The sequence below is a fragment of the Ewingella sp. AOP9-I1-14 genome (genome assembly GCF_052375995.1).
In the GTDB taxonomy this organism is placed as follows: domain Bacteria; phylum Pseudomonadota; class Gammaproteobacteria; order Enterobacterales; family Enterobacteriaceae; genus Ewingella; species Ewingella allii.
In genome coordinates, this window is sequence record NZ_JBQSVA010000001.1 from 302,680 (window position 1) to 315,871 (window position 13,192).

Here is a 13,192-nt window from a genome sequence, read left to right on the forward strand (position 1 = left end):
TCGCTCAGAGTGTGCGAATTAGGCGTTCAGCAGCTTCTGCCCCGTGCTGTCGACCAGCGCCAGCAGCACCTGAATGTCTTCCAGCGTCACGGTTGGGTTCAGCAGAGTCAGTTTCAGGCAGGTTACGCCATTTGACTCAGTGACGCCCACATTGGCGCGGCCAGAATCTAACAGCGCATCACCAATGCGTTGGTTCAGCAGTGCAACCGCTTCGTCGCCCGCACCGGCCAACTGCTCTGGACGGTAACGGAACAGCACGCTGGCTAACTGCGGCTTCATCACCAACTCAAGAGAAGGCTGCTCGGTAACATACTGAGCCACTTCCTGAGCCAGCGTCACGCCGTGGTCGATGATTTCGGCATATTGCTTCTGACCCAGAGCTTCCAGACCCATCCACAGTTTCAAAGCGTCGAAACGACGGGTGGTCTGCAAGGATTTGGACACCAGGTTCGGCACGCCCTGCGCTTCATCGAATTCAGAGTTCAGGTAAGCCGCCTGATAACGCATCAGTTCGTAATGACGAGCTTCTTTCAGCAAGAACGCGCCACAGCTGATGGTCTGGAAGAACTGCTTGTGGAAGTCCAGAGTAATGGAATCCACCAGCTCAATGCCGTCCAGATAGTCGCGATACTTCTCGGACAGCAACAGCGCGCCGCCCCAGGCTGCATCGACGTGAACCCAGATCTGCTGCTCGGCAGCCAGCTCGGCAATAGCACGCAGCGGATCGATAGCGCCCGCATCGGTGGTACCTGCGGTCGCCACGATAGCCAGAACCTGTTCGCCGTTGGCTTTCGCCTGCGCCAGCTTGTCGCGCAAATCGTTAAGATCCATGCGCGCAAACTCATCGGTTTTCACTAAGGTCACGGACTGATAGCCCAGACCCAGCAGCGCCATGTTTTTCTGCACGGAGAAGTGGGCATTCTCAGAACAGAAGACTTTGATTTTACGCAGATTGCCGACTAAACCATCCTGCTGGATGGAGTGGCCCTGACGAGCGAAGAAGGCGTCGCGCGCCAACATCAGGCCCATCAGGTTACTTTGGGTGCCGCCGCTGGTGAATACACCGGCGTCGCCAGCCTGATAACCGACTTGGGTACGCAGCCATTCGATCAGCTTCATCTCAATGATGGTGGCTGACGGGCTTTGGTCCCAAGAGTCCATGCTCTGGTTGGTGGCGTTAATCAACACTTCCGCAGCTTGGCTAACCACCAGACTTGGACAATGCAAATGCGCCACGCACTGTGGGTGATGCACGGACAGACTGTCTTTTAAGAAATACTCGATCGCACGTTCAATCGCAGCCTGATTGCCAAGGCCTTCAGGGTTGAAATCCAGCGTGATGCGTTCACGTAGTTCAGCGACAGTTTTGCCCTGATACATTTCAGGCTGCTGTAGCCACTGCACCACGGCCGCGCTGCTCTGCGCGATGGCCTGCTGGTAAGCCTCGGTGCTCTGCACCGAGGACGCCAGAATTGGGTTTAACTTGGACATTGTGTTCAACTGCTCCATTTAGACAGGCTTGATGCCAGCGGCTAACAAGGCCTGTTCAAATTTATCCAAGAATACGCCCAGCTCTTCGTTAGTGATCAACAGAGAAGGCAACAGGCGCAGAACGCAACCGTTACGGCCGCCGCGTTCCAGAATCAAGCCTGCTTCGAAACATTTTTTCTGGAGCAATGCGGACAACTGTCCGTCAGCAGGGTAGCAACCCATGTGGTCCTGAGGCTCGTTTGGCTTAACAATCTCGATACCCATCATCAAGCCCAGACCGCGGACATGACCAATCACCGGGTAGCGTTTTTGCATTTCGGCCAATCTTTCTTTCAGCCATTCGCCCTGCGCAGCTACTTTGTCAGCCACTTTCTGGTCTTTGAGGATCTTCAGCGTGGTCAGGCCGGTAGCCATCGCCAGCTGGTTGCCACGGAAAGTCCCGGTATGGTGGCCCGGCTCCCACGCATCAAACTGCTTCTTGATACCCAGAACGGCCAATGGCAGACCGCCGCCCACGGCTTTCGACATCACGATGATGTCTGGCTCAATGCCAGCGTGTTCGAAGGCGAAGAACTTACCGGTACGGGCAAAGCCAGCCTGAACTTCGTCGAGGATCAGCAGAATCCCGTGCTCTTGCGTCACTTTGCGAATGCGCTGCAACCACTCAACCGGAGCCGGGTTAACCCCACCCTCGCCTTGAACAGCTTCCAGAATGACCGCCGCAGGTTTGCGCACGCCACTCTCAACGTCATTGATCAGGTTTTCGAAGTAGTAGGTTAATGCTTTCACGCCAGCATCGCCGCCGATACCCAGCGGGCAGCGGTACAGGTGCGGGTAAGGCATAAACTGAACTTCTGGCATCATGCCGTTAACCGCTTCTTTCGGAGACAGGTTACCCGTCACCGCCAGCGCACCGTGGGTCATCCCATGGTAGCCGCCAGAGAAACTGATCACGCCGCTGCGGCCAGTGTGTTTCTTAGCTAACTTCAGCGCAGCTTCAACCGCATCGGCACCCGATGGGCCAGTGAACTGCAGGCAGTACTCTTTACCCTCTCCCGGCAACAGCGACAGCAGGTATTCTGAGAACTGATCTTTCAACGGCGTCGTCAGATCGAGAGTATGTAACGGCAAGCCGCTGGTAATGACATTTTGTATGCTTTGCAACACATCCGGATGGTTATGTCCTAAGGCTAGCGTTCCCGCGCCAGCAAGGCAGTCAAGATATTGATTGTTCTCAACATCGGTGATCCAAACCCCTAGGGCCTTCGCAATTGCAAACGGCAATTTGCGTGGATAGCTCCTAACATTCGATTCAAATTCAGCTTGTCTCGCTAAATAGGCTTCATTGTTTCCGTTTAATGAATTCGCACCAAAATTATCAATACGGACTTTATCCGTCATCATATCTCTCCTACAACTGGGGGTTATCGCTAACGCCAAAGTTGAATAAATGAATAAAAAATTAATCACAGTGTGTAAAACGCGGCCAATATATGGCTTTTTACTCCTCGGCTCAATAATTTATTTTGTTAAGGTTTGTTTATAATTTTTATCATAGGAATCAATAAATTGGCCGTTAATTGACCATGTTAAATCTGATAACGCGCTGAGGCGTCCATCCAACGGCTATAAAAAGGCATTTCAATCAGCAAGATGGCGGCCTTAAAGGGTTTATAACTCAGGGATTAAAACGGGGATTTGAGAGGAAAAACGGGAGAAAAAAGCACAAAAAAGCATCTTTTGTAGCCGGTACGGCGTACCGGCTGAGTGATGAGAGATTAACCTCGAGGTCCCTGTGGCGGAAGTGGCTGATGATTATCATCGCGACGGTCGTCAGGATGCGGCCTGCCGTGGTCATACGGCTGACCGTGTTGATAGTGAACGGGTCTTGGCGGCGGGGGCGGTGCTGGCTGCCAACGGTCGCCGCGCCAGTACATCCCGCGATTGTTACGCTCGCCGACATAATGCCCCTGATGAGCATGCCACCACTGAGGCGCTCGCCAGTCGTAGCCGTCCCAGTAGTATCCACGATGGTCTTGGTCGCCAATGTGCAGCGTCACCCCCGGCGTGTTGATATCAACCACCACGTTGGCCTGCGCAATCACGGGTAAGGCCAGTACACAGCATAAGAGTAAGAATGATTTATTCATGGTATCCGCCTTATTAGTTTGCGTCGTGCTCAGGGCAAAACTTATAACAAGGGGAATAAATTAGGCTATCGGATAATAGGAGTTTTGCGGTTAACTTTCTTCTTGCTTACTCAATTAAAACAAATGTATCTCACGGGAAATAAATCATTAAATCGCCCATGGATAACTCGACAAATATTATAGTGGCCTTAACAGATCTTAACGTTAGCCTGACAACAATCTGATGACTATCTATTTATACTGAGAACGTTTCTTCAGATAAAGGATATTTCCATGCGTAGAATATTAGCTTTCGTTGGCATCACTCTGGTTGTCATAAGCCTGAGCGGCTGCATCTTCCCCGGCCCTTACGACCACGGCGGCTACCATGGTGGTTATCATCGCGGTTACTACGGGCATCCTTATTAGTAGTATTTTTTATTAGGTCATTACTCACTGGCATGAGTAATAAACACAATGATTATTTTTCATCAAGGGACTTCGGTCCCTTTTTGTTTGTTTTATTTCTTCAGACCAGTAAAAAATTTAAATAAAGACTCAAGGCCGATGAAATTAATCTATCAGACTATTCCTGAAGGCTAAAGCCTCTTAACGTTATTTTTTCAAACTCTAATTAAAATCTTTAAAAATGGCAGTCAGGAAAAAGAAGAATGTGGGCTTTGACAGGTAAAGCATAAAAAAAAGGCCGCTTTCGCGACCTTTTTGTCCAACTCACTTACTCTTTTGGAGTGGCATTCTCAACCCGGCTTTTCAACTTCTGCCCCGGACGGAAAGTCACCACACGGCGCGCCGTGATAGGAATATCTTCGCCGGTTTTCGGGTTACGTCCCGGACGTTGGTTTTTGTCACGCAGATCGAAATTGCCAAAACCAGACAATTTAACTTGTTCGCCATTCTCCAAAGCGCGACGCACTTCTTCGAAAAACAGTTCGACCAGGTCTTTGGCATCCCGTTTGCTAAGCCCAAGCTTCTCAAACAGGTGTTCTGACATTTCAGCTTTAGTAAGCGCCATAGGTTCAATCCCTCAAGGATGCTTGGAATCGCTGTTTTAGAGCCTCTACGCATTTTGCAACGGTAGCGGCGATCTCCTCTTCTTCCAGTGTACGAGCGGTATCCTGCAATACCAGACTGATGGCCAAGCTTTTATAGCCTTCAGTCACGCCCTTCCCACGGTACACGTCAAATAAGTTTACGCCAACTACCTGATTTGCGCCAACTTTCTTACACTCTGCCAAAATATCGTCTGCGGCAACGTTTTCAGCCACGACAACAGCGATGTCACGACGGTTAGCTGGGAAGCGAGAAACCTCCTTCGCATCAGGCAGCACGCGGTCTGCGACCTTATTCCACAGCATTTCGAACACCACTGTGCGACCGTTCAGATCCAGCTTACGTTCCAGCTCTGGGTGTACTACACCAATAAAACCAATACGTTCGCCGCGTAAATAAATTGCTGCACTCTGTCCTGGATGCAGTGCTGGATTCACTTCAGCTTTAAACTGAACGTCATCCAATTTGCCGGTAAGCTCAAGAATCGCTTCAAGATCACCTTTCAAATCGTAGTAGTCAACCGCCTGACGCGCCAGATCCCAATGCTCTTCATTTTTGTTACCTGCGATCACACCAGACAGCATGACGTCCTGACGGATACCCAAATCAGCTTGTGTATCAGGAACAAAGCGCAGGCCACTTTCAAAAATACGCACGCGGTTCTGCTGGCGATTCTGGTTGTAAACCACTGAAGTCAGCAGGCCAGTCCACAGAGAAAGGCGCATGGCTGACATTTCTACCGAGATTGGGCTTGGCAGAATCAGGGCTTCTTCGCCCGGATGCAGTAAGTTCTGAATTTTAGGGTCAACGAAGCTGTAGGTGATCGCTTCTTGGAAACCGCGATCCACCAGCAGGTTTTTCACCCGCTTCAGGGACAAATCGGCTTCGCGATGCTTGGTCATTTCCAGATTAGCCTTAACCGGCACGTCAGGAATGTTGTTGTAGCCATACACGCGGGCCACTTCCTCGACCAAATCTTCTTCGATTTGCATATCAAAACGCCAGCTTGGCGCAACCGCCGTCCAGCTTGCGCCGTGATGCTCTACTTTGCAGCCAAGACGAGTCAGGATGTCGGTAACCTGTGTGTCTTCAACGTGATGACCAATCAGGCGATCCAGTTTTTCACGACGCAGCTCAATAGTGGCCGCTTTTGGCAGGTCTTTTTCAGAGGTGACATCGATAACCGGTCCAGCCTGACCACCACAAATCTCCAGCAGCAGCGCAGTGGCGCGCGCCATGGCTTTGAATTGCAGCTGTGGATCAACACCACGCTCGTAGCGATGGGATGCATCAGTATGCAGACCCTGACGGCGGGCGCGGCCGGTGATGGACAGCGGGTTGAAGAAGGCGCTTTCGAGCAATACGTCCTGCGTCTCTTCGTTTACACCGGAGTGCTCACCACCGAAAATGCCGCCCATGGCTAAGGCTTTCTCGTGGTCAGCAATCACCAGCGTGTCGTCATTCAGCTTGGCTTCGGTGCCATCAAGCAGTGTCAGCGCTTCATCTTTCTTCGCCAGACGCACAACGATGCCGCCCTGAATGCGATTGAGGTCGAAGGCGTGCATTGGCTGGCCAAGTTCCAGCAGCACGTAGTTGGTGATATCAACCACTGGGTCAATGGAACGAATGCCGCAACGACGCAGCTTTTCACGCATCCACAGTGGCGTATCGGCTTTAACATTGATGCCTTTAACTACGCGGCCAAGATAGCGCGGGCAGGCTTCGGTTGCCTGCACGTCAATTGGCAGCACGTCGCTGATGGTAGCAGCAACAGGCGACATATCCGGCTCGTTCAGAGCGAGCTGGTTAATCACCGCGACGTCGCGCGCCACGCCGATGATGCCCAGACAGTCGGCACGGTTTGGGGTCACGCTGATTTCAATGGTGTTGTCATCCAGTTTGAGGAATTCACGGATGTCAGTACCGATAGGCGCGTCCAATGGCAGCTCAATGATGCCGTCATGGTCGTCGGAAATGCCCAGTTCGGAGAAGGAGCACAGCATGCCCTCTGAAGGCTCACCGCGCAGTTTGGCGGCTTTGATTTTGAAGTCGCCCGGCAATACCGCGCCGACGGTGGCTACAGCAACTTTCAGACCCTGACGGCAGTTCGGGGCGCCACAAACGATGTCGAGCAGGCGATCGCCGCCGACGTTGACTTTTGTCACGCGCAGTTTATCGGCGTTAGGATGCTGGCCGCACTCGACCACTTCACCCACGACAACGCCGTTAAAGGCACCCGCGACAGGCTCAACGCCGTCGACTTCTAGCCCGGCCATGGTGATCTGGTCGGATAATGCTTCGCTGCTGATGGCTGGGTTTACCCATTCACGCAACCAAAGTTCGCTGAATTTCATGTGATATTCCCGCCTTACTTAAACTGTTTGAGGAAACGCAGATCGTTTTCGAAGAAAGCGCGCAAATCGGTTACGCCATAGCGCAGCATGGTCAGACGCTCCATGCCCATACCGAATGCGAAGCCCGAATAGATTTCTGGATCGATACCTACGTTGCGCAGCACGTTTGGATGCACCATCCCGCAACCCAGTACTTCCAGCCATTTGCCGTTTTTGCCCATGACGTCAACTTCAGCGGAAGGCTCGGTGAATGGGAAGTAAGACGGGCGGAAACGAATCTGCAAATCAGCTTCAAAGAAGTTATTCAGGAAGTCGTGCAGCGTCCCTTTCAGGTTGCTGAAGCTAATGTCTTTATCAACGATCAGCCCTTCCATCTGGTGGAACATCGGGGTGTGAGTCTGGTCGTAGTCGTTACGATATACGCGGCCCGGCGCAATAATGCGGATCGGCGGCTGCTGGCCTTTCATGGTACGAATTTGTACGCCAGAAGTTTGGGTGCGCAGCAGACGGGTAGCGTCGAACCAGAAGGTGTCATGGTCGGCACGCGCCGGGTGGTGGCCTGGAATATTCAAGGCGTCGAAGTTGTGATAGTCATCTTCGATTTCAGGGCCGGTGGCGACCGAAAAACCTAACTCGCCGAAGAAAGTTTCAATACGGTCAATGGTGCGGGTCACTGGGTGTAAACCGCCATTTTCGATACGACGGCCCGGCAGTGAAACGTCGATGGTTTCTTCTGCCAGACGGGCGTTCATCGCCGCTGACTCAAGCTCGTTCTTACGCGCATTCAGCGCTTCCTGGACTTCTTGCTTCGCCTGGTTAATGACTGCACCTGCGGCTGGACGTTCTTCAGCAGGTAATTCGCTCAGCGTTTTCATCTGGAGCGTAAAATGGCCCTTCTTACCCAAATATTCGACGCGCACTGTTTCTAATGCGGCAATATCCTGAGCACTCTCTACGGCGGCCTTGGCACTGGCGACCAGTTCTGCGAGATGTGGCATTGCTTTCCTCTTCTTCTGGCTTATATGGCCGGATGTGAAATAACCGGTAATTTATCAGGGGCGCGCGTTAAGCCCTGAACCTTAGTAAATAAAGAACAGATACAAAAAAGCCTCCACGAGGGAGGCTTAGGCGCTACTTTTCGTTTCTTCTCTTACGCGCGAAAGCCTTCCTGAATCAGGCGCTAAAGTAAAAAAAGAAACGGAAAATAGCAGTGTTCATGCTTGCGTTACCTTGTTGATGCTCAGTTTGCTGGCGTTATTGTCACACTGTGAGATGACAACTTGACTGATTATAAACAAAAAAGAGGGAGCAAGCTCCCTCTTTTTAGCTGACTTACGCCAGAGCTGCTTTCGCTTTTTCTACCAGTGCGCTGAACGCGAACTTATCGAAAACTGCGATATCAGCCAAAATCTTACGGTCAATTTCAATAGAAGCTTTTTTCAAGCCGTTAATGAATTTGCTGTAAGACATGTCGTTCTGACGAGCTGCTGCGTTGATACGCGCGATCCACAGCTGACGGAACTGACGTTTCTTTTGACGACGGTCACGGTAAGCGTATTGACCAGCTTTGATAACAGCCTGGAATGCAACACGATATACGCGCGAACGGGCACCGTAGTAACCTTTCGCCTGCTTTAAAATTTTCTTGTGACGTGCACGTGCAATCACACCACGTTTTACGCGAGCCATATGCTCTCCTGAGTATTATTCTTGATTAAAAAAAGTGTATTTATGCGTACGGCAGACATGCAGAGACCAGACCCAAATCGTTCTTGGATACCAGGCCTTTTGGACGCAAGTGACGTTTACGCTTAGTAGCTTTTTTGGTCAGAATATGACGCAGGTTAGCGTGCTTACGCTTAAAACCACCGTTAGCGGTTTTTTTGAAGCGTTTAGCGGCGCCACGTACTGTTTTGATCTTTGGCATTTTAAATTCCACTTCGCATTGTTAATTACATGAATCAGAAAGGCGAACTAAACCCACGCAGCGCAAGCACTGCGCGGGGGAAGTTACTTGGAAGCCTTACTGTTTCTTCTTAGGTGCGAGCACCATGATCATCTGACGGCCTTCGATCTTCGTAGGGAAGGATTCGACAACGGCCAATTCAGAATCTTCACACAGGTCTTTACGGACGCGGTTAAGCACTTCCATACCGATCTGTTGGTGCGCCATCTCACGCCCACGGAACCGCAGGGTGATTTTGGCTTTATCGCCATCTTCCAGAAAGCGAATCAGGTTGCGTAGTTTGACCTGATAGTCGCCATCATCGGTACCAGGCCGGAATTTGATTTCCTTAACCTGAATAACTTTTTGCTTCTTCTTCTGCTCTTTGGTCGACTTGCTCTTCTCGTAGAGGAATTTGCCGTAATCCATGATTCGACAAACTGGCGGTTCGGCATTCGGACTGATTTCTACTAAATCGACGCCCGCTTCCTCAGCTTTTTCAAGAGCTTCATTCAGACTGACAATACCAATCTGCTCGCCATCGACGCCGGTGAGGCGAACTTCTTGCGCGCGAATCTCTTTGTTAATGCGATTAGGACGCGCCGGTTGAACTCGTTTTCCGCCTTTAATACTTTATTCCTCCAGTTGATGAAGACTTCTGCTGCGGATTTCCGCCAGCAGTTTGTCAACGACTTCGCTAACGTCCATGCTTCCCAAGTCTTTTCCGCGGCGGGTACGAACGGCAACTTTGCCTGCTTCGACCTCTTTATCGCCACAAACCAACATATAAGGGACACGGCGTAGCGTGTGTTCGCGAATTTTAAAGCCAATCTTCTCATTTCTCAAGTCGGCTTTAACGCGAATGCCTGCATCTTGCAGTTTTTTAGTTAATTCTTCGACATAGGCAGCTTGTGTATCGGTAATATTCATTACCACAACCTGAACCGGAGCAATCCACGTTGGGAAGAAACCTGCATACTCTTCGGTAAGAATACCGATGAAGCGTTCCATAGAGCCCAAAATTGCTCGGTGAATCATTACTGGCACTTGACGGTCGTTGCTTTCGCCGATGTAAGACGCGTTCAAGCGACCCGGTAATGAAAAGTCGAGTTGCACGGTACCACACTGCCACGCACGATCCAAACAATCATGCAAGGTGAATTCAATTTTCGGACCATAAAACGCGCCTTCGCCCGGTTGATATTCGAATTCAATCTTGTTTTCAGTCAGTGCAGCAGCCAAGTCATCCTCGGCTTTAGTCCACATTTCGTCAGTACCGATGCGCTTCTCAGGACGGGTGGAAAGTTTCACCACAATCTTTTCGAAACCAAAAGTGCTGTACATGTCGTAAACCATGCGAATACAGCTGTTTACTTCGTCACGGACCTGCTCTTCAGTACAGAAGATGTGCGCATCATCCTGAGTAAAGCCACGAACGCGCATCAGGCCGTGCAATGCGCCAGATGGCTCATTACGGTGACAGCTACCGAACTCAGCCATACGCAATGGCAGGTCGCGGTAAGATTTCAAACCTTGGTTGAAGATCTGCACGTGGCCCGGGCAGTTCATCGGTTTGATGCAATACTCACGGTTCTCGGAAGAGGTGGTGAACATCGCGTCTTTATAGTTATCCCAGTGACCTGTTTTTTCCCACAGTACGCGGTCCATCATGAATGGACCTTTGACTTCCTGATAGTCGTAAGACTTCAGTTTCATGCGCACGAAGGCTTCCAGCTCGCGAAAGATAGTCCAACCGTCGTTGTGCCAGAACACCATGCCTGGCGCTTCTTCCTGCATGTGGTACAGGTCAAGCTGCTTACCAATTTTACGGTGGTCGCGTTTGCTTGCTTCTTCAAGGCGTTGCAGATAAGCATTTAACTGCTTCTTCTCAGCCCACGCGGTGCCGTAGATGCGTTGCAGCATTTTGTTTTTGCTGTCGCCACGCCAGTAAGCACCGGAGGTTTTCTGCAGTTTGAAGTGATGGCAGAAACGCATATTTGGCACGTGCGGACCGCGGCACATGTCGACGTATTCTTCATGGTGATACAAGCCTGGCTGATCATCATGACTGATGTTCTCATCCAGAATTGCCACTTTGTATTGCTCGCCACGGCTTGCAAAAGTATCGCGCGCTTCCTGCCAGCTGACTTTCTTTTTAATTACGTCGTAATTCTTTTCAGCCAACTCGTGCATACGCTTTTCAAGCAGATCGAGGTCTTCCTGAGTCAGCGTGCGATCGATATCAACGTCGTAATAGAAACCGTTGTCGATAACTGGACCAATGGCCATTTTGGTGTTCGGCCACAATTGTTTGATTGCGTGACCTAACAAGTGCGCACAGGAGTGACGCAGGATTTCCAAACCGGCTTCGTCTTTGGCAGTGATGATCGCTAACTGTGCGTCCTGAGTAATGAGATCCGTTGCATCAACCAATTCGCCATTTACGCGGCCAGCGATACAGGCTTTCGCCAGACCTGGACCGATATCAAGGGCGACATCAAGGGGAGAAACGGGAGCATCAAACGAACGCTGACTTCCGTCAGGAAGAGTAATAACTGGCATGTTAATTCCTTATCTACAGTGGTGCCCCACACGACAGAGCACATATAGAAAATATTTGGGTTTAAATTCATTTAGTTAGTTACGCTATTCAGCTCTACTTTGCCGAATACATGCACCTGTAAGGCCCCGACTTCATTGCCTCAAGATGCGACGTAAAAAACGCCAGCCAGTGTAACATTCGTAAAGCGCAGTTTTCCAGCAACCTTGGTTGCTTAATGGTGCTATTTTTCGTGTAATTATCTGCACAGCACTCATATTGAAAGGATGTTGAAAATGGATGGAAAATCATGACCGAAATTGCCCAATTATTTAAAGCCGTCGGACTGGGCTTAGTGATTCTGTTGCCGCTGGCTAACCCCCTGACCACTGTCGCGCTGCTGCTAGGTCTGTCGGGCAATATGACCACGCAGGAGCGCAACCAGCAGTCGCTGATGGCCTCCGTTTACGTGTTCGCCATTATGACCGTGGCGTTTTATGCCGGTCAGTTGGTGATGAATACCTTCGGGATTTCCATTCCGGGGCTGCGTATCGCCGGGGGCCTGATTGTCGCCTTTATCGGTTTTCGCATGCTATTTCCTCAGCCACACGCTGAAGAGAAGACCATGGTGGAGAATAAAACCGAGGAGATGAAGAAGCAGGACTCGCCAAACATCGCCTTTGTACCGCTCGCCATGCCAAGCACCGCCGGGCCGGGGACCATTGCGATGATCATCAGCAGCGCCTCTGCCATCAAAGACGGAGTGGATTTCCCTGAGTGGGTGATTGCCGTTGCGCCAGTGCTGACCTTCTTCCTCATCGGCCTGATCCTGTGGCTCTGTTTAAGAAGCTCTGGGGCGATTATGCGTCTGGTGGGGAAAAGCGGGATTGAAGCGATTTCGCGTCTGATGGGGTTCTTGCTGGTGTGTATGGGCGTTCAGTTTGGCATTAACGGCATTCTGGAGATTATTTCACACTACCCGCCAGCAGCCTGATTGCGCTGCTGACGGATAGAATGAACAGTGCTTATCTCATGGCCAGATAAGCGTTGTTCACTTTCCACAGGTAGCGAGGGGCCTGCGGAGCCGGGTGTTTTTGCTGCACGTGTTCATAGAACTGTTGTGGCGTCATCTGATTAATCTTGGCTACAGCGTAAGTTCTGTCGCTGGAGAAGGTTCTCAGTAGTGCCCCTGCACCGTTTACATAAGCCACTGTTGTTGCATAACGCCGCGTTTGTGGGTCGCTGATACCCGCCAACTGTTGCTGCAACATGCTTAGGTAAGCTGTACCTAAATCGATATTCACCGCGGGATCTTTCAACTCATGGGTGCTGGGTTGCCCGTAGCGCCCTTTTATCCGGTAAGCATCACGCCCTGCCGTCGATGCTTTTAACTGCATCAGGCCAATCGCGTTAGACTTACTGACCACCGTCGGATTAAAACCTGACTCAACCTGAATAATCGCCTTTACCAGTGTTTCATCAACACCATAGGTATTTGCCGCCTGGTGTATCACACTGCCGTAGGGTCCTTCATGCATCATGGACGTATCCGGTAATGCGGCCGGCGGATTCAGAAAGTGAGTCCGTTGTACCGGCGTTTCTTTAGCGCAACCCGCTAATAAAAGCGCGGCCATCAAATAAAGAATGTTTGGTTTCACGTTAT

Annotated in this window: 14 protein-coding genes and 1 other annotated feature; of the genes, 2 read left to right on the top strand and 12 right to left on the bottom strand. The window is 50.8% G+C overall.

Annotation, left to right across the window (positions count from 1 at the left end; genetic code table 11):
- Positions 1–18: 18 nt before the first annotated feature.
- The 3 genes from ACT3RT_RS01470 to ACT3RT_RS01480 form a co-directional block, all read right to left on the bottom strand.
- Positions 19–1,491, bottom strand: a complete 1,473-nt coding sequence (locus ACT3RT_RS01470) for a pyridoxal phosphate-dependent decarboxylase family protein (protein WP_353502450.1) — start codon at positions 1,489–1,491, stop codon at positions 19–21.
- An 18-nt stretch (positions 1,492–1,509) separates the two neighbouring features.
- Positions 1,510–2,892: a diaminobutyrate--2-oxoglutarate transaminase gene (locus tag ACT3RT_RS01475; protein WP_353503987.1), complete on the bottom strand. Its 1,383-nt coding sequence runs from the start codon at positions 2,890–2,892 to the stop codon at positions 1,510–1,512.
- 377 nt (positions 2,893–3,269) lie between these two features.
- Positions 3,270–3,641, bottom strand: coding sequence for a DUF2502 domain-containing protein (locus ACT3RT_RS01480; protein WP_485901098.1), 372 nt, complete (start codon positions 3,639–3,641; stop codon positions 3,270–3,272).
- A gap of 273 nt (positions 3,642–3,914) precedes the next feature.
- Here ACT3RT_RS01480 and ACT3RT_RS01485 point away from each other — a divergent pair, with 273 nt between their 5' ends.
- Positions 3,915–4,049 (top strand): hypothetical protein, encoded by a 135-nt coding sequence (locus tag ACT3RT_RS01485; RefSeq protein WP_396130409.1) that lies wholly within the window; start codon positions 3,915–3,917, stop codon positions 4,047–4,049.
- A gap of 307 nt (positions 4,050–4,356) precedes the next feature.
- Here the strand turns inward: ACT3RT_RS01485 and ihfA are convergent, their stop codons facing one another.
- The 8 genes from ihfA to thrS form a co-directional block, all read right to left on the bottom strand.
- Complete coding sequence (ihfA, locus tag ACT3RT_RS01490; RefSeq protein ID WP_004717732.1) at positions 4,357–4,653, bottom strand: integration host factor subunit alpha; 297 nt, start codon at positions 4,651–4,653, stop codon at positions 4,357–4,359.
- Positions 4,654–4,657: 4 nt separating this feature from the next.
- Complete coding sequence (gene pheT, locus ACT3RT_RS01495) at positions 4,658–7,045, bottom strand: phenylalanine--tRNA ligase subunit beta (RefSeq protein ID WP_485901103.1); 2,388 nt, start codon at positions 7,043–7,045, stop codon at positions 4,658–4,660.
- Positions 7,046–7,059: 14 nt separating this feature from the next.
- Complete coding sequence (pheS, locus tag ACT3RT_RS01500; RefSeq protein ID WP_353502454.1) at positions 7,060–8,043, bottom strand: phenylalanine--tRNA ligase subunit alpha; 984 nt, start codon at positions 8,041–8,043, stop codon at positions 7,060–7,062.
- A gap of 100 nt (positions 8,044–8,143) precedes the next feature.
- Positions 8,144–8,268: a sequence feature (Phe leader region), on the bottom strand.
- Positions 8,219–8,263, bottom strand: coding sequence for a pheST operon leader peptide PheM (pheM, locus tag ACT3RT_RS01505; RefSeq protein ID WP_133845469.1), 45 nt, complete (start codon positions 8,261–8,263; stop codon positions 8,219–8,221). (Overlaps the previous feature by 45 nt.)
- Positions 8,269–8,377: 109 nt before the next feature.
- Positions 8,378–8,734, bottom strand: coding sequence for a 50S ribosomal protein L20 (rplT, locus tag ACT3RT_RS01510; RefSeq protein WP_034791189.1), 357 nt, complete (start codon positions 8,732–8,734; stop codon positions 8,378–8,380).
- A 40-nt stretch (positions 8,735–8,774) separates the two neighbouring features.
- Positions 8,775–8,972, bottom strand: coding sequence for a 50S ribosomal protein L35 (gene rpmI, locus ACT3RT_RS01515; RefSeq protein WP_013576135.1), 198 nt, complete (start codon positions 8,970–8,972; stop codon positions 8,775–8,777).
- A gap of 96 nt (positions 8,973–9,068) precedes the next feature.
- Complete coding sequence (gene infC / locus ACT3RT_RS01520; protein WP_013576136.1) at positions 9,069–9,620, bottom strand: translation initiation factor IF-3; 552 nt, start codon at positions 9,618–9,620, stop codon at positions 9,069–9,071.
- Between the two features lie 3 nt (positions 9,621–9,623).
- Entirely contained in the window at positions 9,624–11,552 is a 1,929-nt protein-coding gene (gene thrS / locus ACT3RT_RS01525) for a threonine--tRNA ligase (RefSeq protein ID WP_353502455.1), read from the bottom strand.
- A 287-nt stretch (positions 11,553–11,839) separates the two neighbouring features.
- Between thrS and ACT3RT_RS01530 the strand changes: the two genes are divergently transcribed.
- Entirely contained in the window at positions 11,840–12,523 is a 684-nt protein-coding gene (locus ACT3RT_RS01530; protein WP_353502456.1) for a MarC family NAAT transporter, read from the top strand.
- A gap of 31 nt (positions 12,524–12,554) precedes the next feature.
- On the opposite strand, the gene ACT3RT_RS01535 is transcribed toward ACT3RT_RS01530, so the two are convergent.
- The gene (locus ACT3RT_RS01535) at positions 12,555–13,187 is read right to left on the bottom strand and encodes a transglycosylase SLT domain-containing protein (RefSeq protein ID WP_496202398.1); all 633 of its coding nucleotides are present in this window, start codon (positions 13,185–13,187) and stop codon (positions 12,555–12,557) included.
- Between the last annotated feature and the right edge of the window lie 5 nt (positions 13,188–13,192).